Here is a 20,293-nt window from a genome sequence, read left to right as displayed (position 1 = left end):
CGCGTTTTAGGTGGCGGGTGTGAGTTGCGCCAAGCGTGGAGGCTTCTTTTCCTCTACCAGAGTTTCGATCTTCACGATGGCGAGCGACAGGTTGTCGCCGCCTCCGCGTGCGCGCGAGCGCGCCTTGTCGATGAGGAACTCGGTGGCCTCGCGCGGCGTCAGCGAATCCAGGACCGACGCCAGTTCCGCAGGTGAGAAGTAGTGCCACACGCCGTCGCTGCAGGCCAGCAGCACGTCGCCCGGCTGCATCTGCGGAATCAGGTGGGTGGTGATGGGAGGGTCGCTCTCGGTGCCCAGACAGCCGACGAGGATGTTGGAGTGGGGGTGGGTGTTGGCCTCGGCTTCCGTGATCTCGCCACGGTCCACGAGCGCCTGCACATAGGAGTGGTCGCTGGTGCGGAACACCAGCCGCCCCCCCTGGAAGTGGTAGATGCGCGAGTCCCCTGCGTGGGCCCAGTGGCAATCGCCGCGTGGGTTGATCACGAATGCCGCGATGGTGCTGTGTGGCTCCTGTTCCGCGGAAATCGCGGTGAGGCGGATCACGATGTGCGCCTCCTCCACGATGTGCTTGAGCAGGGCGGCGGCGTCGTCCGTTTCTGGCGAATAGCGTTCAAACAACTGGCGCGCGGTGAGCATCACCTGGTCGGACGCCTTGCGTCCTCCGCTGCGGCCACCCATGCCATCGGCCACCACGCCCAGTACGCATCCATTGAAACGCGGGTGCGACAGCAGGGCGACCTGGTCTTGCTGGTACTCGCGGTCACCCTTGTGGATGCCGGTCGACGCAATGAGGCGGAACGCTTTGGTCATGGGATTGGAGCGGAGGACGAAAGGCCGCCTCGCAGTCGCGAAAGCGGGGGAGCCGCCTATTATGATCAACTCCCGGGCCTTGTCATCGCTGGTGCGTCTGCTTGTGTTTTTAGAGCATCACGGCCGGTGCAAGGCCATTCCTTTCTGACACTTCTTTTGGCCTGCGGCGCATGTCCTTGAGCGATCTCGTCCTCCCGGTGTTTGCGCCCGACGGACCCCTGGCGCGTGTGCGGCCTGATCTGCGTTCCCGCCCGGGGCAGGCGGCCATGGCCGTCGCTGTGGCGCAGGCCATCAACGCCCGGGAGTCACTGGTGGTGGAAGCGGGAACGGGGATTGGCAAGACCTTTGCCTATCTGGTTCCCGCACTGCTGAGCGGCGAGCGTGTGCTCATTTCCACGGCCACCAAGACGCTGCAGGACCAACTGTTGACGCGCGACCTGCCGCTGCTGCAGCAGGCGCTGGCGCTCCCGCTACGCGTAGCGGCCCTCAAAGGCCGGGCCAATTACCTTTGCCTTTACCGACTGGAGCAGGCGCGTCGCAACGGGGAGGGGCATGACGAAGCAGTCGCCCACGATCTGGCGTGTGTCGAGCGATGGGCCCAGTCCACGCGCAGCGGAGACCTGGCGGAGGTCCCCGGTCTGGATGAATACTCAGCCGCCTGGAGGCAGGTCACTTCGACGGTGGACAACTGCCTGGGTTCCGGATGCCCGCGGTTGCGCCAATGCCATGTCTACCGCGCACGGCACGACGCGCAGGCGGCGGATGTGCTCATCATCAACCACCACCTGTTCTTTGCGGACCTCGGTGCGCAGGGGGCGGGGGCCGCGCAACTGCTACCGGACACCCGGGTCGTGGTGTTCGATGAAGCCCACCGGTTGGCCGAGACCGCGGCCCAGTTCCTGGGCACACATGTCAGCACCAGCCAGCTGCTGCAACTTGGGCAGGATGTGGTGGCGGCTGGGGCGCGGCATGCGCGCGGCGCTGCGGATTGGCAGGGGTTGCTCCAGCACCTGCGCCAGTGCGCGCACGCGCTGCGCCTGGCGGTCGCTCCGGGCGAAGATGCCGATGCAGCCGGCTCCCGCATCGCCTGGACGGGCATCACACCCGAGGCCTTGGATCCGTCTGCCTGGGACGGTGCGCTGGAGGGGGCGGTGGCGGCACTCCGCGCGGTGCTGGCCGCACTGGACGGCGTGGCGCAGCACGCTCCCGATCTGGCCCACCTGCACAGCCGGACGGTCGCGTTGCTGGAGCGTGTACTGCATTTCTGTTCCGACGCGGACGCTGGCACGGTGCGCTGGATTGAATCTGCAGGCGCGTTGCGCATGGTGGAAACACCCCTGGATGTGGCCGGCGCCCTGCGCACGCTGTGGAAGGGAAAGCCCCCCACGCAGGGCGCCTGGGACGAGAGCGACGAACCGCCTGCCGCGTCCGCACCGCGTTCGTGGATCTATACCTCCGCCACGCTGGGCGATGGCAAGGACCTGCGCTGGTTCACCGATGCCTGTGGATTGGAGGGCGCTCGTACCCTGCAGGTGCCTAGCCCCTTCGACTACGCGCGGCAGGCGGCGCTGTATGTGCCGCCCGCACTCCCGCTGCCTTCCGACGCGGGGCACAGCGTTCAGCTTGCGCGCTGGGTGGGTGATGCCGTAGCAAGGCTTGGCGGGCATACGCTGGTGTTGACCACCAGTCTGCGGGCGCTTGCGGTGATCGCGGATGAGCTATGCCGCCGTTTCGCGCCCGGCGGCGGCATCGAGGTGCTGGTGCAGGGACATGCCTCACGGTCGCGCATGGTGGAGCGCTTTCGTGCCCAGCTTGACGCGAGCGGCCGGCCGGCGGGCCATGTGCTCGTGGGGGCGGCGTCGTTCTGGGAGGGGATCGACGTGCCAGGCGAGGCCCTGCAGATGGTGGTGATCGACAAGCTGCCATTCCCCGCTCCGGGTGACCCGTGGGAGCAGGCGCAGGCACGGCGGCTGGCGGACCAGGGTGGCAACGTGTTCCGCAGACACGCCCTGCCATCGGCGGCAGTGGCGCTCAAGCAGGGGGCCGGCCGGCTGATCCGCAACGAGAACGACCACGGCATACTGGTCATCGCCGACACACGTCTGTTGCACAAGGGCTATGGCAAGCCTCTGCTGCGGGCATTGCCCCCCATGCGGAGGCTGCATACGCAGGAAGAGTTCGGCGCGGCACTGGATGCCCTTACCAGAACTTCCACCAGGGGTTCGCCTTCGCCTTGAATCCCGTCTGCGGCAGGCTGCTCTGAGGATAGGAAGCATCCATCACGCGGCGGGTGTCGTCACGCAGTTGCGTGAGTCCCAGCGCGTCGTACGACCGAACCAGGATGTACAGAGCCTCTTCCGTCGCTGGAACGTCCTTGTAGTCGGCAACCGCACTCTGCGCGCGGCTCACGGCGGCCACATATGCGCCGCGTTCATAGTAGTAGCGCGCCACGTGTACCTCGTACTGCGCCAGCGAGTTGACGATGTAGGTCATGCGCTGGCGGGCGTCGGGCGTGTAGCGCGACTCGGGGAAGCGGGTCACCAGTTCGCGGAAGGACTCGAACGAGTCCTTGGCGGCCTTCTGGTCGCGCTCCGACAGGTCCTGGCGCGAGAGCCACGAGAACAGGCCCAGGTTGTCGTTGAAGTTCACCAAGCCTTTGAGGTACAGCGCATAGTCGTACGCTGGGCTGGCGGGGTGCAGTTTCATGAAGCGGTCCAGCGTGGCAATAGCCTGCGCCTTCTCGCCGCCCTTGTATTGCGCGTAGGCCTTTTCCAACTGGGCCTGTTGTGCCAACGGCGTGCCGGCGGCGCGTCCTTCCAGCTTTTCCAGCAGCGGCACGGCTTTGTCGTAAGAGCCGCCATTGAGCTCGTCGCGTGCTTCCGAATAAATCTTGTCGGTACTCCAGCCAGCGGTCTTGTCTTCAGGCGTGCTGGAGCAGGCAGCCAGCAGGCCGGCGGCGAGCAGGGCAGAAATCAAAGGCAGGGGAAAACGCGGCATGGCGGCAGCTCTTGTACTAAGGGTGTGCGACGGCGGCGGCACCTCCATGGAACTGCCGCATGGCGCCATTGTAAGGATGCTGCGCGCGGGGCCCTGAGCAAGCATGGGACATGCCCGCGTTCCTACAATGCCGCATGTTTGTCCACTTGCGCTTGCACACTGAATTTTCCGTCGTGGACGGAACCACCCGTATCGACGAGGTCGTCAAGGCGGCGGCGAAAGACGGCCAGCCCGCCCTGGCGATCACTGACCTGAACAACCTGTTCGGCGCGATCAAGTTCTACAAGGAAGGCCGGGGCAAGGGCGTCAAGCCCATCCTGGGCGCCGAAATCTACCTGGAGGGCGAAGCGGCAGGCGCACCCTCGCGCATGGTGCTGCTGGTGCAGAACCGCACCGGGTATCTGAACCTCTCCGAACTGCTGACCCGCGCGTGGACGCGCAACATCGTCAAGAACCAGGCGCTGTGCACCTGGCAGTGGCTGCAGGAATTGGGCGACGGCCTGATTGCCCTCGCTGGAGCGCAGGCCGGTCCCGTGGGGCAGGCGCTCATGAAGGGCGATGACGCCGGAGCTGCGCAGCTGGCGCTGCGTCTGGCGGGCATCTTCCCGCACCGCTTCTACCTGGAGGTTCAGCGCGCCGGACGCACTGACGACGAAGCCCATGTCACCGCCGCGGTGCAGCTTGCCGCGCGCCTGGCCCTGCCGGTGGTAGCCACCCACCCGGTGCAGTTCGCAACGCCGGACGATTACGAGGCGCACGAGGCGCGCGTGTGCATTGCCGAGGGCGAGATCTTGGCGAATCCGCGGCGCGTGCGCCGTTTCACGCGCGAGCAGTATTTCAAGAGCAGTGCCGAGATGGAAGCGCTGTTCGCCGACGTACCCAGCGCCCTCGCCAACACCGTTGAGGTGGCCAAGCGCTGTAATGTGTCGCTGGTGCTGGGCAAGCCGCAACTGCCGAACTTCCCCATTCCGGGTGGGATGACGATGGAGCAGTACTTCCGCCACGCGTCCCATGAGGGCCTGGAGGAGCGGCTGCTGCACCTGTACCCGGACACCGCCGAGCGCGACCGCCAGCGCCCCCGCTACCAGGAGCGGCTGGAGTTTGAACTGGGCACCATCCTGAAGATGGGCTTTCCCGGCTACTTCCTCATCGTGGGTGACTTCATCCAGTGGGCCAAGAAGAACGGCTGCCCGGTGGGCCCCGGGCGCGGCTCGGGTGCGGGCTCGCTCGTGGCCTACGCGCTCAAGATCACGGATCTGGATCCGCTGCAATACAACCTGCTGTTCGAGCGCTTCCTGAACCCCGAACGGGTGTCCATGCCCGACTTCGACATCGATTTTTGCCAGGCCAACCGCGACCGGGTGATCGACTATGTGAAGGACAAGTACGGCAAGGAGGCCGTGAGCCAGATCGCCACCTTCGGCACGATGGCGGCCAAGGCTGCCATCCGCGACGTGGGGCGGGTGATGGACATGAGCTACACGTTCTGTGACGGTATCTCGAAGCTGGTGCCCGGCAAACCCGGCCAGACCTATACGCTGGCCTACCCGCCAGAGCCCAAGAAGGAGGGGGACAAGAACAACTACGCCCTGGAGTTGGAACCCATCCTGTACGAGCGCGTGCGCAAGGAGGAAGACGTGCGCACCATCATCGAGATGGCGCAAAAACTCGAAGGGATGACGCGCAATATTGGCATGCACGCCGGCGGCGTGCTGATCGCGCCGGGCAAGCTGACCGATTTCTGCCCGCTGTACCAGCAGCCAGGCAGCGAATCGGCGGTGAGCCAGTACGACAAGGACGACGTGGAGGCCATCGGCCTGGTGAAATTCGACTTCCTGGGCTTGGCGACGCTGACCATCCTGGAAATCGCGCGTGAGTTCATCATGCAGCGCCACAAAGGGCAGGAAAACTTCGCGTTCGAGAACATTCCCCTGGACGATGCTGCGACCTACAAACTGTTCTCGGACGGCAAGACAGAAGCCGTGTTCCAGTTTGAAAGCCGGGGCATGCAAGGCATGCTCAAGGAAGCGCGCCCAAGCAGGCTGGAAGACCTGATCGCCTTGAATGCCCTGTACCGGCCCGGCCCCATGGACCTGATTCCCAGCTTCGTGAACCGCAAGCACGGCAAGGAGGTGGTGGAGTACCCGCATCCGCTGGTGGAGCCCGTGCTGGCCGAGACCTACGGCATCATGGTCTACCAGGAGCAGGTGATGCAGACGGCGCAGGTGCTGGGTGGGTACTCGCTCGGCGGCGCCGACATGCTGCGCCGCGCCATGGGCAAGAAAAAGGCCGAGGAAATGGCCGAGCACCGTGCCATTTTCCGCAAGGGTGCAGCCGAAAAGGGTATCAGTCAGGACAAGGCCGACGAGGTCTTCGACCTGATGGAAAAGTTTGCGGGTTACGGCTTCAACAAGTCGCACGCCGCCGCCTATTCGCTGCTGGCCTACCACACCGGGTGGCTCAAGGTGCACTACACGGCGGAGTTTTACTGCGCCAATATGACCGTGGAAATGGACGACACCGACAAGCTCAAGGTGCTCTATGAAGACGCGGTCAAACATTTCGGCATGACCTTCGAGCCGCCGGACATCAACCGCGGCAATTACCGCTTCGAGCCGGTGACGGACAAGGTCATCCGCTATGGCCTGGGCGCCGTCAAGGGCACGGGACAGCAGGCGATCGAGGCCATCATCGCCGCCCGCGAAGGGCAGGGCGTGGGCCCACAGGGCGCAACCCGGGGGCCTTTCAAGAGCTTGTTTGACTTTTGCGTACGCGTGGACCGCACGCGCGTCAACAAGCGCACGGTGGAGGCGCTCATCAAGGCGGGCGCCTTCGATGCCCTGCAGCTCAACCGTGCCGCGCTCGTGGCATCCCTCGATCGGGCGTTCGAGTTTGCCAATGCGCAGATCGCCAACGCCAACCAAGGCGGGCTGTTCGACATGATGGGCGATGACGCCATCGGCTCCAGCACGCAGGAGCCTGATCTGGTGGATGTGATGCCCTGGGGCATCAAGGAACGGCTGATGCAGGAGAAGACCGCGGTGGGCTTCTACCTCTCGGGCCACTTGTTCGATGAAGTGCACCAGGAAGTGCGCCGCTTCGTGCGCACCGCTATCGACGAACTGGTAGACAGCCGCGAGACGCAGGTGGTCGCCGGCATCGTGAGCGACTACCGCGTCATCAACGGGCAGCGCGGCAGGCTGGCGTTGTTCAAGCTGGACGACAAGTCGGGCGTCATCGAGGCTTCCGCCGACGAAGGGCTGATCAACGCGAACGCCGGCCTGCTCAAGGACGATGAATTCGTAGTGGTGAGTGGTCGGCTGCAGTTGGACCACTTCAGCGGAGGCCTGCGTATGAAGGTGCAGCAGGTCTGGGATTTGGCGGGTGCGCGGGCACGCTATGGGCGCTATCTGCAGGTGTGCCTGGGGCAGCAGTTGCCAGACATCGGGGCGCTGGTGCGTGACTATCCTCCGCAACGGGAGGAGACAGAACACGGCGAGGTGCTTGCCCATGGCCTGCGCGTGCGCATGCAGTTGCGCTGCACAGCGGCGGCCGGCGCGGCCACGGCCGAGGTGCAGTTGGGAGAGGCCAGCCGGTTCTTTCCCAGCGATGCCGCGCTGGCCGCGTGGAGCGCTCAGGCGGGCAGCGGTGCTGTGAATGTGGTCTATGAGTAGGGCTGTGATCAGCGCTTGAAAAAAGCCCGCGCGGCACCATGTGCGGTCTGCTCAGGTGCCGCATCGGCCTCGCTAGAATGAAATTCATGGCAACCACCCCCCCAATCCCCGCGCCGGTGCCGGCTCCCACCCCTCCGTCCTGGGACGAGGGTGGTTCGGTCGTGCTGGAGCGGCGTACGCAGAAGACCCAGCCGCCCCAGATGTACCAGGTGGTCATGCTCAACGACGACTACACCCCCATGGAATTCGTCGTCGTCGTGTTGCAGGAGTTTTTCAACAAGGACCGCGAGGCCGCCACGCAGATCATGCTGAAGATCCATCTGGACGGCAAAGGCGTGTGCGGTGTGTACACGCGCGATGTCGCCGCTACCAAGGTGGACCAGGTGCTGGAAGCGGCGCACAAGGCAGGCCACCCCCTGCAATGTTTGAGTGAGCCCGTTGAATAAGGGGGCATTGCTCCCGATCTACAGTCATCCCTAACACGCAAGCACAAAGGAGTTCTCACATGATTGCCCAGGAACTGGAAGTCAGCTTGCACATGGCCTTTGTCGAGGCACGCCAGCAACGCCACGAGTTCATCACCGTGGAACACCTGCTGCTGGCACTGCTCGATAACCCCAGCGCGGCCGAGGTGCTGCGTTCATGCGCTGCCAACATCGACGATCTGCGCGCATCGCTGACCAACTTCATCAAGGACAACACCCCGCAGGTCGCCGGTACCGACGAGGTGGACACACAACCCACGCTGGGCTTCCAGCGGGTGATTCAACGCGCCATCATGCACGTGCAGTCCACGGGCAACGGCAAGAAGGAGGTCACGGGCGCCAACGTGCTTGTGGCCATCTTCGGCGAAAAGGACTCCCATGCCGTGTACTACCTGCACCAGCAGGGCGTGACGCGCCTGGACGTGGTGAACTACATCGCCCACGGCATCAAGAAGGGCGAGCCGCCGGAGCCTGCCAAGGCCCAGGGCCAGGCCGACGGGGAAGAGGGCGCGCAAGGCGAGCGCAGTGAAAAGGCGTCGCCCCTGGAGCAATACACCCAGAACCTGAACCAGGCGGCCAAGGACGGCAAGATCGACCCCCTGATCGGCCGCAACTACGAGGTCGAGCGCACGATCCAGATCCTGTGCCGCCGCCGCAAGAACAACCCGCTGCTGGTGGGTGAGGCCGGCGTGGGCAAGACCGCGATTGCCGAGGGCCTGGCCTGGCGCATCACGCAGAATGACGTGCCCGAGATCCTGGCCGAGGCCACGGTGTATTCGCTGGACATGGGCGCGCTGCTGGCGGGCACCAAATACCGCGGCGACTTCGAGCAGCGCCTCAAGGGCGTCTTGAAGAGCCTGAAAGACAAGCCCAACGCCATCCTGTTCATCGACGAGATCCACACGCTGATCGGTGCGGGCGCGGCGTCGGGCGGGACACTTGATGCGTCCAACCTGCTGAAGCCTGCGCTGTCTAGCGGGCAGCTCAAGTGCATCGGCGCGACTACCTTCACCGAATACCGCGGCATCTTCGAAAAGGACGCGGCGCTGTCGCGGCGCTTCCAGAAGGTGGACGTGGTCGAGCCAACGGTACAGGAGACCATCGACATCCTCAAGGGGCTCAAGAGCCGCTTCGAGGAGCACCACAGCGTGAAGTACGCCGCCGCCGCCTTGCAGGCCGCGGCCGAGCTGAGTGCCAAGTACATCAATGACCGCCACCTGCCCGACAAGGCCATCGACGTGATCGACGAGGCTGGCGCCGCGCAGCGCATCCTGACGCCGTCCAAGCGCAAGAAGACCATCGGCAAGGCCGAGATCGAGGAGATCGTGGCAAAGATCGCCCGCATTCCGCCTGCCAACGTGTCCAATGACGACCGCGGCAAGCTGCAGACGCTTGAGCGCGACCTCAAGAGCGTGGTCTTCGGCCAGGACAAGGCGCTGGAGGTGCTCGCCGCCGCCGTCAAGATGGCACGCTCGGGACTGGGCAAGGCGGACAAGCCGATCGGCTCCTTCCTGTTCTCGGGCCCCACAGGCGTGGGCAAAACCGAGGCCGCCAAGCAGCTCGCCTACATCATGGGTGTGGACCTGATCCGCTTCGACATGTCGGAGTACATGGAGCGCCACGCCGTGAGCCGCCTCATCGGTGCGCCTCCGGGCTACGTGGGCTTCGACCAGGGTGGTTTGCTGACCGAGGCCATCACCAAGAAGCCGCACGCCGTGCTGCTGCTCGACGAAATCGAGAAGGCACACCCGGACATCTTCAACGTGCTGCTGCAGGTCATGGACCACGGCACGTTGACGGACAACAACGGGCGCAAGGCCGACTTCCGCAACGTCATCATCATCATGACGACGAACGCGGGCGCCGAGACCATGAACAAGGCCGCTATCGGCTTCACGAATCCGCGCCAGGCGGGCGACGAGATGGGCGACATCAAGCGCCTGTTCACGCCCGAGTTCCGCAACCGCCTGGATGCCATCGTGAGCTTCAAGCCGCTGGATGAGCAGATCATCCTGCGCGTGGTGGACAAGTTCCTGCTGCAGCTCGAGCAGCAACTCGCCGAGAAGAAGGTGGAAGTTACCTTTACCGACGCGCTGCGCAAGCACTTGGCCAAGAAGGGCTTTGATCCGCTCATGGGCGCGCGCCCCATGCAGCGCTTGATCCAGGACACTATCCGCAAGGCGCTGGCGGATGAGCTGCTCTTCGGTCGTCTGACCGAAGGCGGGCGTCTGACGGTGGACATTGAGCTCAAGACGGACGACAAGGGCGTGGAGACTTCCGAGGTGCTGCTGGACATCCAGCCGGTGCCCAAGAAGGAGCGCGGAGCCAAGTCCGAACCGGCCGAACCCGAAGAAGCCACCGCCGACTGATTCCGGCACCGCCGCGTTTTAACAAACCCGCAGCCCGCGCTGCGGGTTTTTTTATGGGCGCGCGCCATGCTTATGAACAAAAGCGCCTCCGGCGCCCAACCACCAAGCGAGAGCAGCTATCGATAAGAGAGCGAATTGCTGGGGTGGTCGTGCGAATGGGAGCCCCGGGGACGCTCCAGGGGGCTGCGTGCCTTGTGCCGAACGTGTTTATTGATAAGATAGTAATAAATTACTTTCTTTTGGTGATTGCATGAGTGAGCTGCCCAAGTACCTGCCCGCCGACGAACGGCGCATCGCCACGGTGGAGGCCGTGGTCGATCTGGCGGCCCAGCAGAACCCCAGCGACATCACCACCACCGCCATTGCCCAGCATATGGGCGTGACGCAGGGGGCACTGTTTCGGCATTTCGCGTCCAAGGACGCCATCCTGCAGGCGGTGATGTCGTGGGTGGCGCAGCGTCTCATGGCGCGCGTGGACGCGGCCGCGGATGGGGCAGCCTCTCCCCTGGCGGCGCTGGAGGCTGTGTTCATGGCGCACATCCATTTCGTGTGCGAGCGGCCCGGTGTGCCACGCCTCATCTTTGGGGAGCTCCAACGCCCTGGCCAAACCCTGCCCAAGCAGATGGTGCAGACCCTGATCACGGCCTACGGCGAGCGCCTGCGCGGGCTGCTGGAAACCGGCAAAGCCGCGGGAGAGCTGGACCCGCAACTGGATGCGCAGGCCGCTGCCGTGCTGTTCATCGGCACCGTGCAGGGGCTGGTGATGCAGTCGCTGCTCGCGGGCGACGTGCAGCGCATGCGCCGCGATGCGCAGGGCGTGTTTGCCATTTACCGCCGCGGCATCGGAAGAGCGCTATGAAGTTTCCCCGTCTGCAGCGCCGCACGCTGGCGCTGATCGCCGTCATTGCGCCGCTGGTGGCGCTGTTCGTCTATGTCGCTCTGCGTTCGGGGCCGCTGGCGCCCGTGGCGGTCACGCTGGGCAGCGTGCAATCGCGCGCCATTGCCCCGGCACTCTCGGGCATCGGCACGGTGCAGGCGCGGTATCTGTACAAGATCGGCCCCACCTTCGCGGGGCGCGTGCAGCGCCTGGACGTGCAGGTGGGCGACAGGGTTGAGGCTGGGCAGGTGCTGGGCGAAATGGACCCGGTGGACCTGGACGACCGCGTGCGCGCACAGCAGGCGGCCATTAAGAGCGCCGAAGCCGCGCTGCGCCAGGCAGAGGCCAGGCAGAGCTATGCGCAGACCCAGCACCAGCGCTACGGGCAACTGGTGGCGGTGCGCGGCACCAGCGAGGAAAGCTACGCCACCAAGCAGCAGGAACTGGCCGTGGCAGACGCCGCGCTGGCCGCTGCCCGCGAGGATGCGAGCCGTCTGCGCGCTGACTTGCAGGCATTGCGCGCGCAGCGTGGCAACCTGCGGCTGGTGTCGCCCGTGGCCGGCATGGTGGCTGCGCGCGATGCCGACCCTGGCACGACCGTGGTGGCGGGGCAGGCGGTGGTAAAGCTCATCGACCCGGCCAGCCTGTGGATCGACACGCGCTTTGACCAGATCACCGCCCAAGGGTTGGCGGCGCAGCTACCGGCCGAGGTGGTGCTGCGCTCGCGCCGCGGGGACAACCTGGTCGGCAGCGTGCTGCGCGTCGAGCCCCTGGCGGACGCGGTGACAGAGGAGACGCTGGCCAAGATCGTCTTCGATGCACCGGTTACACCGCTGCCCCCCGTCGGTGAACTGGCCGAGGTCACCGTGCGCCTGCCGGCACTGCCCGAAGCGCCCACCATCCCCAATGCGGCCATCCGCTTCGTGGACGGGCAGCGCGGCGTGTGGAAGCTGGTCGGTGGCAAGCCGCAGTTTGCGCAGGTACGCCTGGGCCGTGCGGACCTCGACGGCCATGTGCAGGTGCTGGACGGGCTGGCCGTGGGCGACTCCATCGTGGTGTACAGCGAGAGGGCGCTCACGGCGCGCAGCCGCGTGCACGTGGTCGAGCGCATTGCCGGGGTGGCGCCTTGATCAGCCTGGCAGGGCGCGACATTCTGCATGCCTGGGGGAAGTTCGTCTTCACCGGCATCGGCCTGGGCCTGCTGATCGGCGTGACGCTGACCATGGCGGGCGTCTACCGCGGCATGGTGGACGACGGCAAGGTGCTGCTGGACAACAGCGGCGCCGACCTGTGGGTGGTGCAGAAAGACACGCTGGGCCCCTACGCGGAATCCTCCAGCGTGCCCGACGACCTGTGGCGCGGCATCCGCGCCATGCCGGGCGTGGCGCAGGCCGCCAACATCACCTACCTGACCATGCAGGTGGGCCACGGCGACAAGGATGTGCGCTCCATGGTGGTGGGCATCACCGCGAGCGGCCCAGGCGCGCCCGGCTGGCCACCGCAGTTGGTGGCGGGGCGCCAGATCACGCGCGGCCATTACGAGGCCGTCGCCGACGTGGCAGCCGGCGTGCGTCTGGGCGATGTGCTGAAGATTCGGCGCAACCACTACACGGTGGTGGGCCTCACGCGGCGCATGGTCTCGTCCAGCGGCGACCCAATGGTGTTCATACCGTTGAAAGATGCGCAGGAGGCGCAGTTTCTCAAGGACAACGACGCCATCCTCATGCAGCGCCGCCGCACCGAGGCCAACCCGGCCTTCAACCGCCCCGGCGTTCCCGACCTGCTGGATGCGGTGGTGGCCTCGCAAACCAGCAACAGCTATGTGAATGCCGTGCTGGTGCGCGTGCAGCCGGGCTTCACATCTGAGGAGGTGGCCGAGCCCATCCGCCGCTGGAAGCGGCTCACGGTGTATGACCGTTCTCAGATGGAAGGCATCCTCGTGGGCAAGCTCATCGCCACATCGGCCAAGCAGATCGGCATGTTCCTGGTGATCCTGGCGCTGGTCAGTGCGGCCATCGTGGCTTTTCTCATCTACACACTGACGATGGACAAGATCCGCGAGATTGCCGTGCTCAAGCTCATCGGCACGCGCAACCGCACCATCGCCTGGATGATCCTGCAGCAGGCGCTGGTGCTGGGCGTGATCGGCTTCGTCGTTGGCAAGATCACGGCCACCTTTGCCGCGCCGCTGTTTCCCAAATACGTGCTGCTGGTGCCGTTCGATACGGTGGCGGGGTTCATCGCGGTGCTGGCGATCTGCGTGCTATCCAGCGTGGTGGCCATCCGCATGGCGCTGCGGGTCGATCCGGCCGAGGCGATAGGGTGAGGACGCAGCAATGAGCAGGAAAGGGATCCACATCGAGCGCCTGACCAAGCGCTACGGCTCCGGCGACACGGCGTTCCTCGCCCTCAAGGACGTGAACATGCACGTGGCACCGGGTGAGGTGGTGGGCCTGATCGGCCCGTCCGGCTCGGGCAAGAGCACGCTGCTCAAGTGCCTGGGCGCGGTGATCGACCCCACGTCGGGCCGCATGACGCTGGGCGACACGGTGATCTATGACGACGGCTGGCAAGTACCCGACCTGCGCGCGCTGCGCCGCGACCAGATCGGCTTCGTGTTCCAGGCGCCGTACCTGATCCAGTTTCTGGATGCCACCGACAACGTGGCGCTGCTGCCCATGCTGGCCGGCGTGCCCAACGACGAGGCGCGCCGCCGCGCACTGGAGTTGCTCACGGCCCTGGACGTGCAGCACCGGGCCACGGCCATGCCATCGCAACTGTCGGGCGGGGAGCAGCAGCGTGTGGCCATCGCCCGCGGCTTGGTCAACCGCCCGCCGGTGATCCTGGCCGACGAGCCCACGGCGCCGCTGGATTCGCAACGTGCCATGGCGGTGATCCGCATCCTGAACGACATGGCGCGGCGCCTGGAAACGGCCATCATCGTCGTCACGCACGACGAGAAGATCATCCCCACCTTCAAGCGCATCTACCACATACGCGACGGCGTGACCCACGAGGAGGCGGGCGAGGGTCGCGGCTTCGAGTGAAGCGGCGATCTTGATGAAATCAGGCTCTAGCGCTCATGCAGCAAGCGCTAGTAGCTATCAAAAAAGGAGTAAAACAACGCGGTGACGCCGGCTCAGGGCGTCAGCAGTCGCTGCAATAGTTCGCGCGTGGCATAGCCATCGGCGGGCAAGCCCACACTTTGCTGGTAGCGGCGCACCCCAGCGCGCGTGGCGGGTCCTGCCACGCCGTCGGGCGTGCCGGTGTCCAGGCCGCGTGCGTTCAGCGCCTCCTGCAGCGCGCGTACTTCGCTGCGCGACAGAGGCTGCAGTTCGCGCGGCCAGGCGGATGCCAGGCCCGCGCCGCCGTCGATCTGCCGTGCCAGCAGGCCCACGGCCAGGGCGTAGTTCACCGAGTTGTTGTAGCGCAGCAGCGCGCGGAAGTTGGGCCCGACCAGGATGGCGGGTCCACGCGCGCCTGCCGGGGTAAGGACGGAGGCGTCCTGCAGCGGCGGCAGCTCCGCGTCACCCACGCCGCGCACCCCTTCAGCGGCCCAGTCGCTGCTGGCCTGGCGCACGCTCAGCTCTGCGCGTGCGTAGTCGAAGCCGGGCGGCAGCAGCACTTCGGCGCCCCACGGCTCACCGCTCTTCCAGCCCGAATGGGACAGGAAGTTGGCCGTGGACGCCACCACGTCGGGCACGCTGCCCCAGATGTCGCGCCGCCCGTCCCCGTCCGCATCCACCGCATGGGCAAGGAACACCGAAGGCAGGAACTGCGTGTGCCCCATGGCCCCGGCCCAGGAGCCGATGAGCGCGTCGGCCGCGATGTCGCCCTGGTCCACGATGCGCAACGCGGCCAGCAACTCGCGCTGGGCCCATGCGCTGCGGCGCCCGTCGTAGGCGAGGGTGGCCAGCGCATCCACGGTGCGGAAGCTGCCGAAGTTGCGGCCATAGTTGCTCTCCATGCCCCAGATGGCCGTGACCACGCTGGCGGGCACGCCGTAGCGCTGCGCTGCCGCGTCCAGCGCGTCGGCGTACTGGCGGCGCTGCTCGCGTCCCTGCGCAATACGCTGGGGTGACACTGCGCTGTCCAGGTAGGCCCAGGGCGGGCGGGTGAATTCGGGCTGGGCGCGGTCCAGTTCCACCACGCGCGGTTGCCACTGTGCCTGGCCCAGGGTGGCGGCCACGGTCTGCGGGCGGATGCCGGCGGCCAGCGCCTCGCGTGCAAAGGCGCTCACCCAGGCGTGGAAGCCGGCCAGCGTGGTTGCGGTGGTGTCGGGCGCCGCCGGCGCGACCGGCGTGCTCGCCGGTTCCACGGTGGATGCTGCCGGGGCAGGCGCCGGGGTGGTGGGCGCTGCGGGCGACGGCAGTTGGGGGATGACCGGCGCGGGAGCAAGGGCGCTGGGTGCAGCGGATGGAGCCGCTACGGCGGGGGTCGCTGGCGGAGCGGAGGCGCACCCCGCCAGTGCTGCCAGGCCCAGTGCGGAGGCGGCGGCGCGGCGCCGGGCGAGGGTGTCGGGCATGAAGAGAAAACGCATGCGGCCATTGTGCCGGCCTGCCATGCATACTTCGCCCTGGCACTGTTTCCGGCTGCAACTTCTACCTCATGCACACTTTTCTCTGGCACGACTACGAAACCTTTGGCGCCAACACGCGCCGCGACCGCCCCGCACAGTTCGCCGCCGTCCGCACCGATGCCGAGCTCAACGAGATCGGCGAGCCGCTGATGATCTACTGCCGCCCGGCCAACGACTACTTGCCGGATCCGCAGTCGTGCCTGATCACCGGCATCACGCCCCAGCTGTGCCTGGAAAAGGGTTTGCCCGAGCGCGAATTCGCCGCCCGCATCGAGGCCGAGCTGGCGCTGCCGGGCACCATCGGCGTGGGCTACAACACCATCCGTTTCGACGACGAGATCACGCGCTTCATGTTCTGGCGCAATCTCATGGACCCCTATGCGCGCGAGTGGCAGAACCAGTGCGGCCGCTGGGACCTGCTGGATGTGGTGCGCCTGACCTACGCGCTGCGCCCCGAGGGCATCGCGTGGCCCGAGGTGGACGGCAAGCCCAGCTTCCGCCTGGAGCATCTGTCCAAGGCCAACGGCCTGGCGCACGACGCCGCGCACGACGCGCTGTCGGACGTGCGCGCGACCATCGCGCTGGCGCGGCTCATCCGTTCAAGCAACCCCCGGCTGTTCGACTTCGCGCTGTCCCTGCACAAGAAGGACCGCGTGGCGGCTGAGCTGCGCCTGCCCACCACGGCGCAGGAGGCACGGCCGTTCCTGCACGTCTCGGGCATGTTCCCCGCCGAACGCGGCTGCCTGGCCGTGATGTGGCCGCTGGCCAGCCACCCGACCAACAAGAATGAGCTGCTGGCCTGGGACCTGGCGCAAGACCCTTCCGAGCTGGCACGGCTGTCCGCTGACGAGATCCGCACGCGCCTGTTCACGCGCGCAGCCGACCTGCCCGAGGGCGTGACACGCCTGCCGCTCAAGAGCGTGCACCTGAACAAGTCGCCGATGGTGGTGGGTAACCTCAATACGCTCACGCCGGCCATGGCGCAGCGCTGGGGCATCGACCTGCCACAGGCCGCGCTGCATGCCGCCGCGGCGCGCGCGTTGCCCGACCTGACAGCCGTGTGGGCCCAGGTGTTCCAGCGCCCTGCGGAGGGGCCGCTGGATGTGGACCAGGACCTGTACGGGGGCTTCGTGGGCAATGAGGACCGCCGCCGCCTGAACCGTCTGCGCGCATTGCCCGGCGAAGAGTTGGCGCACGAGCGCCTGGGTTTTGACGACGCGCGCCTGGCCGAGCTGGTCTGGCGCTACCGTGCGCGCAACTTCCCGCACACGCTCTCGCCCGAGGAGCAGGAGCGCTGGGAGGCGCACCGCGTCGCCATGTTGGTGGAGGGCGAGGGCGGCGGGCTGACGTTCGACGCGCTGTTCGAGCGCCTGGACACGCTGGGTGCCGAGGCCGATGACGAACGCACCGAGGCCATCCTCGGCGCGGTATACGACTACGCCGAGAGCATCGCGCCCGGCATGGACTGAGGGGCTGTGATGCAAGCTGCCGCCAACGTTGATGCGCTGCTTGACTTCGTGCGCCGCCATCCGCGGTTGTTCGTCATCACGGGCGCGGGCTGCAGTACGGAGGTGGGCATTCCCGACTACCGCGACCACAACGGTGAATGGAAGCGCCCCCAGCCCGTCACCTTCCAGGCCTTCATGGGCGATGAAGCCACGCGCCGGCGCTACTGGGCCCGCAGCCTGCTGGGCTGGCGGGTGATGGGCCGCGCCCAGCCCGGTTCTGCGCACCGTGCGCTGGCTGCGCTGGAAGCGGCGGGCCGCATCGAACTGCTGTTGACCCAGAACGTGGACGGCCTGCACAGCGCAGCGGGCAGCCAGCGCACGCTGGACCTGCACGGGCGCATCGACACCGTGCGCTGCATGGACTGCGGCATGCGTGCGCCGCGTGCCGCGTTGCAACACGAACTGGAGCGGCGCAACCCCGGATGGGTGGCCCTGCAGGCCGGCGCCGCGCCCGATGGGGACGCCGATCTGGAGGGGCTGGACTTCGGCGGCTTCGATGTGCCTTCCTGCGCGCACTGCGGCAACGGCCTGCTCAAGCCCGACGTGGTGTTCTTTGGCGAGAGCGTGCCGCGCGAGCGTGTGGAGGCCGCGCGCGCGGCGCTGGCACGCTCGCACGCGGTGCTCGTCGTGGGCTCGTCGCTCATGGTGTATTCGGGCTTCCGGTTCGTGCAGGCGGCGGTCGATGCGGGCCTGCCGGTGGCAGCGGTCAACCAGGGGCGTACACGGGCCGACGGGCTGCTGGCGCTCAAGCTCGAGCAGGACGCAGGCACTGCCCTGCAGGCGTTGGCCCACGCGTGGGCGCAGCCCCATGCCAGCGTGCCCGCCGCGGTTGCTGGGCTCGTCAGCGGCCGTTGATGCTATCGTGCGGTCCCAAAGCGCCGCCTGGCCGCGTGCCGTGCAGCGCATAGCTTGCATAGGAGACACCATGCACCGCACCGCAACGCCCGGCGCGCATCCTTCCGCGGGTGCCGCGCTGGCGCTGACCACGGCAGGCGTCGTCGCCCAGGCCCACGCCCGCTCGCAGTCGTTCGGGCTGCAGCCCCATGAGCAGGCCGACCTGCACCTGCTGGACCGCCAGACCCTGGCCTGGACCGTGGCACGCAACGAGGCCCTGTGCGCCCATGCGCGGCCCGTCATGGAAACCCTGGCGCAGCAGCTGCGCGGCACGCAGAGCATGGTGATGCTGACCGACGCGCAGGGGGTGATCCTGCATGCCGAGGGCGATGATGCCTTCCTGGACCGCGCCGGCCGCGTGGCCCTGCAGCCCGGTGCGGGCTGGTCGGAGCGCAGCAAGGGCACCAACGCCATTGGTACGGCGTTGGCCCTGGGCGATGCGGTGCAGATCAACGGGCGCCAGCATTACCTGGAAGCCAACCAGTTCCTCACCTGTTCATGCGCTCCCATCCTGGACCCGCAGGGGCAGATCCTCGGCGCGCTGGACGTGAGCGGCGACCGCCGCGGCCACAGCGCCCACACGCTGGCGCTGGTGCGCATGTCCGCCGCGATGGTGGAGAACCACCTCTTCGGCAAGGTGTACGAGGATGCCGTGCGCCTGCGCTTTCATGCGCGCGCCGAGTTCCTGGGCACGCTCATGGAAGGGCTGGCGGCGTTCACCCCGCAGGGGCGCTTTCTGGCGGCCAACCGCAGCGCGCAGTTCCAGCTGGGGTTGTCGGGACCGGCGCTGGCGGCACACACCTTCACCTCGCTGTTCGGCCTGTCGATGGGCGCGCTGCTGGAGCATGCGCGCCGCTCGGTGCCCACGCTGCTGGCGCTGCAACTGCCGGCAGGCGTGTCGGTGCACGCACAGGTGGAGTTTGCGCCACGCGGCGGCGTCACGCTGCCGGTGTGCCCGGACGTCCCGGCCGAGGCCCCGCCGCCGCGCGCGCGGCCTGCTGCGACCCCCGGCCTGTCCAGCCTGCGCTACCTGGACACGGGCGATGCCCAGCTGGCGCAGGTGATCGAGCGCGTCACGCGGCTGCTGGGGCGTGGCGTGCCCACGATGATCCTGGGTGAGACGGGCACCGGCAAGGAGCTGCTGGCGCGTGCCATCCATAACGACGGCCCGCGCGCGCGGGGGCCCTTCGTGGCGGTGAACTGCGCGTCCATTCCCGAGTCGCTGATCGAGGCCGAGCTGTTCGGCTACGAAGAGGGCGCCTTCACCGGCGCGCGCCGCAAGGGCAGCGTGGGCAAGATCGTGCAGGCGCACGGCGGCACGCTGTTCCTGGACGAGATTGGCGACATGCCGCTCGCCATGCAGGCGCGGCTGCTGCGCGTGCTGCAGGAGCGCAGCGTGGCGCCTCTGGGCAGCACGCGGCAGATCGAGGTGGACGTGAACGTGGTCTGCGCCACGCACCGCAACCTGCGCGCCATGATGGCCGACGGCCAGTTCCGTGACGACCTGTACTACCGGCTGAACGGCCTGGTAGTGCGACTGCCTGCGCTGCGCGAGCGCACGGACCTGGCGGTGATCGTGCAGCGGTTGCTGCGCGCCCAGCATGACTCTCCCGCCGCAGACAGCCCCATACCGGTGGCGCCCGAGGTGATGGCGCTGTTCGCCGCCCACGCCTGGCCGGGCAACCTGCGCCAGCTGTCCAACGTGCTGCGCACGGCGGCGCTGTTGGCCGAGGGCGCGGACGCGATCACGTGCGCGCACCTGCCGGAGGACTTCCTGGAGGAATGCGAGGCGCTGGCGCAGCAGGGCCGCGTGGTGGCGCAGGCGTTCTCTCAGCCAGCGGTGCCGCCAGCGGACGGCGCGCGTGCCGCGGCCCCGGCTCCGGCCCCGGCCAGCGTGCGGCCGCTGGGCGATGTGGCGGCCCATGCGCTGCAGCAGGCACTGGATGCGCACGCGGGCAATGTCTCCGCCGCCGCGCGCGCGCTGGGCGTGTCGCGCAACACGGTGTACCGCTACCTGCGCGCGCAGTCGTGTCGCTCCTGAAAAAGGAGCGCTTTGCGCTGGTTGGGCGGGCGATTTAGTCGAAATTGACCTGAAAAACG

The 20,293-nt window shown here is 67.1% G+C and carries 14 protein-coding genes; 11 read left to right on the top strand and 3 right to left on the bottom strand.

Annotated elements, in window-relative coordinates:
- Positions 1-6: 6 nt before the first annotated feature.
- Positions 7-810 (bottom strand): PP2C family serine/threonine-protein phosphatase, encoded by an 804-nt coding sequence (locus tag K2L43_RS10425; RefSeq protein WP_011805090.1) that lies wholly within the window; start codon positions 808-810, stop codon positions 7-9.
- Between the two features lie 170 nt (positions 811-980).
- Here K2L43_RS10425 and K2L43_RS10420 point away from each other — a divergent pair, with 170 nt between their 5' ends.
- Entirely contained in the window at positions 981-3,047 is a 2,067-nt protein-coding gene (locus K2L43_RS10420) for an ATP-dependent DNA helicase (RefSeq protein ID WP_220637491.1), read from the top strand.
- Here K2L43_RS10420 and K2L43_RS10415 read toward each other — a convergent pair.
- Positions 3,010-3,807 (bottom strand): outer membrane protein assembly factor BamD, encoded by a 798-nt coding sequence (locus K2L43_RS10415; RefSeq protein WP_015913419.1) that lies wholly within the window; start codon positions 3,805-3,807, stop codon positions 3,010-3,012. The two genes, K2L43_RS10420 and K2L43_RS10415, sit on opposite strands and share 38 nt — an antisense overlap.
- A gap of 134 nt (positions 3,808-3,941) precedes the next feature.
- On the opposite strand from K2L43_RS10415, the gene dnaE reads away from it, so the two are divergent.
- From dnaE to K2L43_RS10380, 7 genes are all read left to right on the top strand, one after another.
- Complete coding sequence (gene dnaE / locus K2L43_RS10410; protein WP_220637490.1) at positions 3,942-7,481, top strand: DNA polymerase III subunit alpha; 3,540 nt, start codon at positions 3,942-3,944, stop codon at positions 7,479-7,481.
- 77 nt (positions 7,482-7,558) lie between these two features.
- Positions 7,559-7,927, top strand: coding sequence for an ATP-dependent Clp protease adapter ClpS (clpS, locus tag K2L43_RS10405; protein ID WP_015913417.1), 369 nt, complete (start codon positions 7,559-7,561; stop codon positions 7,925-7,927).
- A gap of 59 nt (positions 7,928-7,986) precedes the next feature.
- On the top strand, positions 7,987-10,335 hold the full coding sequence (gene clpA / locus K2L43_RS10400; protein ID WP_220637489.1) for an ATP-dependent Clp protease ATP-binding subunit ClpA: 2,349 nt from the start codon (positions 7,987-7,989) through the stop codon (positions 10,333-10,335).
- 250 nt (positions 10,336-10,585) lie between these two features.
- A complete protein-coding gene (locus K2L43_RS10395) occupies positions 10,586-11,194 on the top strand; it encodes a TetR/AcrR family transcriptional regulator (protein WP_011805096.1) in 609 nt (202 codons plus the stop codon).
- Entirely contained in the window at positions 11,191-12,342 is a 1,152-nt protein-coding gene (locus tag K2L43_RS10390) for an efflux RND transporter periplasmic adaptor subunit (RefSeq protein WP_011805097.1), read from the top strand. Before K2L43_RS10395 ends, K2L43_RS10390 begins: the two co-directional genes overlap by 4 nt.
- Positions 12,339-13,538, top strand: a complete 1,200-nt coding sequence (locus K2L43_RS10385; protein WP_220637488.1) for an ABC transporter permease — start codon at positions 12,339-12,341, stop codon at positions 13,536-13,538. The genes K2L43_RS10390 and K2L43_RS10385 overlap by 4 nt, the downstream gene beginning before the upstream one ends.
- 10 nt (positions 13,539-13,548) lie before the next feature.
- A complete protein-coding gene (locus K2L43_RS10380) occupies positions 13,549-14,259 on the top strand; it encodes an ABC transporter ATP-binding protein (protein ID WP_015913233.1) in 711 nt (236 codons plus the stop codon).
- 92 nt (positions 14,260-14,351) lie between these two features.
- On the opposite strand, the gene K2L43_RS10375 is transcribed toward K2L43_RS10380, so the two are convergent.
- Positions 14,352-15,752 (bottom strand): lytic murein transglycosylase, encoded by a 1,401-nt coding sequence (locus tag K2L43_RS10375; protein ID WP_220637487.1) that lies wholly within the window; start codon positions 15,750-15,752, stop codon positions 14,352-14,354.
- Between the two features lie 68 nt (positions 15,753-15,820).
- Between K2L43_RS10375 and sbcB the strand changes: the two genes are divergently transcribed.
- From sbcB to K2L43_RS10360, 3 genes are all read left to right on the top strand, one after another.
- Positions 15,821-17,260 (top strand): exodeoxyribonuclease I, encoded by a 1,440-nt coding sequence (gene sbcB, locus K2L43_RS10370; protein ID WP_220637486.1) that lies wholly within the window; start codon positions 15,821-15,823, stop codon positions 17,258-17,260.
- 9 nt (positions 17,261-17,269) lie between these two features.
- Complete coding sequence (locus K2L43_RS10365; protein ID WP_220637485.1) at positions 17,270-18,154, top strand: NAD-dependent protein deacetylase; 885 nt, start codon at positions 17,270-17,272, stop codon at positions 18,152-18,154.
- Between the two features lie 70 nt (positions 18,155-18,224).
- Positions 18,225-20,234 (top strand): sigma-54-dependent Fis family transcriptional regulator, encoded by a 2,010-nt coding sequence (locus K2L43_RS10360; protein WP_220637484.1) that lies wholly within the window; start codon positions 18,225-18,227, stop codon positions 20,232-20,234.
- Positions 20,235-20,293: the final 59 nt, after the last annotated feature.

This window comes from Diaphorobacter sp. MNS-0, assembly GCF_019602835.1.
GTDB lineage: Bacteria > Pseudomonadota > Gammaproteobacteria > Burkholderiales > Burkholderiaceae_C > Diaphorobacter > Diaphorobacter nitroreducens.
The sequence above is the reverse complement of the archived record's forward strand: the minus strand, read 5'-3'. Positions and strand labels throughout refer to the sequence as shown.

What these genes read in the sequence shown, in the direction of transcription:
- K2L43_RS10425 (WP_011805090.1), bottom strand. Translation starts at nt 810, where the DNA reads ATGACCAAAGCGTTCCGCCTCATTGCGTCGACCGGCATCCACAAGGGT.
- K2L43_RS10420 (WP_220637491.1), top strand. Translation starts at nt 981, where the DNA reads ATGTCCTTGAGCGATCTCGTCCTCCCGGTGTTTGCGCCCGACGGACCC.
- K2L43_RS10415 (WP_015913419.1), bottom strand. Translation starts at nt 3,807, where the DNA reads ATGCCGCGTTTTCCCCTGCCTTTGATTTCTGCCCTGCTCGCCGCCGGC.
- dnaE (WP_220637490.1), top strand. Translation starts at nt 3,942, where the DNA reads ATGTTTGTCCACTTGCGCTTGCACACTGAATTTTCCGTCGTGGACGGA.
- clpS (WP_015913417.1), top strand. Translation starts at nt 7,559, where the DNA reads ATGAAATTCATGGCAACCACCCCCCCAATCCCCGCGCCGGTGCCGGCT.
- clpA (WP_220637489.1), top strand. Translation starts at nt 7,987, where the DNA reads ATGATTGCCCAGGAACTGGAAGTCAGCTTGCACATGGCCTTTGTCGAG.
- K2L43_RS10395 (WP_011805096.1), top strand. Translation starts at nt 10,586, where the DNA reads ATGAGTGAGCTGCCCAAGTACCTGCCCGCCGACGAACGGCGCATCGCC.
- K2L43_RS10390 (WP_011805097.1), top strand. Translation starts at nt 11,191, where the DNA reads ATGAAGTTTCCCCGTCTGCAGCGCCGCACGCTGGCGCTGATCGCCGTC.
- K2L43_RS10380 (WP_015913233.1), top strand. Translation starts at nt 13,549, where the DNA reads ATGAGCAGGAAAGGGATCCACATCGAGCGCCTGACCAAGCGCTACGGC.
- K2L43_RS10375 (WP_220637487.1), bottom strand. Translation starts at nt 15,752, where the DNA reads ATGCGTTTTCTCTTCATGCCCGACACCCTCGCCCGGCGCCGCGCCGCC.
- sbcB (WP_220637486.1), top strand. Translation starts at nt 15,821, where the DNA reads ATGCACACTTTTCTCTGGCACGACTACGAAACCTTTGGCGCCAACACG.
- K2L43_RS10365 (WP_220637485.1), top strand. Translation starts at nt 17,270, where the DNA reads ATGCAAGCTGCCGCCAACGTTGATGCGCTGCTTGACTTCGTGCGCCGC.
- K2L43_RS10360 (WP_220637484.1), top strand. Translation starts at nt 18,225, where the DNA reads ATGCACCGCACCGCAACGCCCGGCGCGCATCCTTCCGCGGGTGCCGCG.